The following is a 1,192-nucleotide window of genomic DNA, read 5'->3' as shown; positions in this document are numbered from 1 at the left end:
CGCCAGGTACTTGGCCATCCCGGCGGCGACGTCGTTGCGTTCGCCGGAGTCCTTGAGCCGCGCGGCATTGACCATCATCAGGTGTGCCGCCTCGACCTTGGTCGCCATCTCCGCGATCCGGAAGGCGATGGCCTGGTGTTCGGCGATCTGCGACCCGAACGTCTCCCGTGTTTTTGCATACTTCACGCCGAGTTCGAACGCGCGCTGGGCGATCCCGCACGCGCGGGCGGCGACGTTGACGCGGCCGACCTCGACGCCGTCCATCATCTGCCGGAAGCCGCGGCCCGGGTCGCCGCCGAGGATCGTGTCGGCCGCGGCCCGGTAGCCGCTGAACACCATCTCGGTGGTGTCGATGCCCTTGTAGCCCATCTTCTCGAGCTTCCCGGGGATCGTGAGCCCGGGCAGCACCTCGCCGAACCCGGCGGGCTTCTCGATGAGGAACGCCGTGAGGTTGTCGTGCGGCTTGGCCGCACCCTCCTCGGTGCGGACCAGCACCGCCACCAGCGTCGACGACCCGCCGTTGGTCAGCCACATCTTCTGGCCGTCGATCACGTAGTTGCCGTCCGCTGCCCGCGCCGCCTTGGTCCGGATGGCGGCGACGTCGGAACCCAGTTCGGGTTCGGACATCGAGAACGCGCCGCGCAGTTCACCCGTCGCCATGCGTGGCAGGTAGTGGGCCTTCTGTTCGGGTGTGCCGTGATTGGCGATCATGTGCGCCACGATGAAATGGGTGTTGATCACCCCGGACACGCTCATCCAGCCCCGCGCGATTTCCTCGACGCACAGTGCGTAGGTGAGGAGCGATTCCCCGATGCCGCCGTACTCCTCGGGGATCGTGAGCCCGAACAGGCCCATCTCCTTCATCTGCTCGACGATCGCCGTCGGGTACGTGTCGGAGTGTTCGAGCTCCTGCGCCTGCGGGATGATCGCCTTGTCCACGAACTCGCGTACCGCCGAGACGATCTCGCCCTGGGTGTCCGTGAGCCCGGCGGTCTGCGCCAGTCGTGTCATCGTTCCACCTGTCCCGTATTCATCATCTCTCCGTGCTCTGCTCGGCGTGCACGTCGTTCAGACGGTCGCGCAACGCGGACCGCAGGACCGCACCCCGTGGGGACTGGGGCAACTCGTCGACGAAGACCACCTCGCGCACCTTCTTGTACGGCGGCACCGTGGCCGCCACGAACTCGATCAG

1 protein-coding gene is annotated in these 1,192 nt (G+C 66.9%); it reads right to left on the bottom strand.

Going from position 1 to position 1,192, the window contains the following annotated elements; all coding sequences use genetic code 11:
- Nucleotides 1-1,011: acyl-CoA dehydrogenase family protein (locus tag ACFWJO_RS40135; protein WP_386873284.1), on the bottom strand; the 1,011-nt coding region annotated here is incomplete at its 3' end.
- Nucleotides 1,012-1,192: the final 181 nt, after the last annotated feature.

Source organism: Streptomyces sp. NPDC127092 (assembly GCF_042722475.1).
GTDB lineage: Bacteria > Actinomycetota > Actinomycetes > Streptomycetales > Streptomycetaceae > Streptomyces.
Note: the sequence above shows the minus strand (reverse complement) of the source record. Positions and strands in the feature narration are given on the sequence as shown.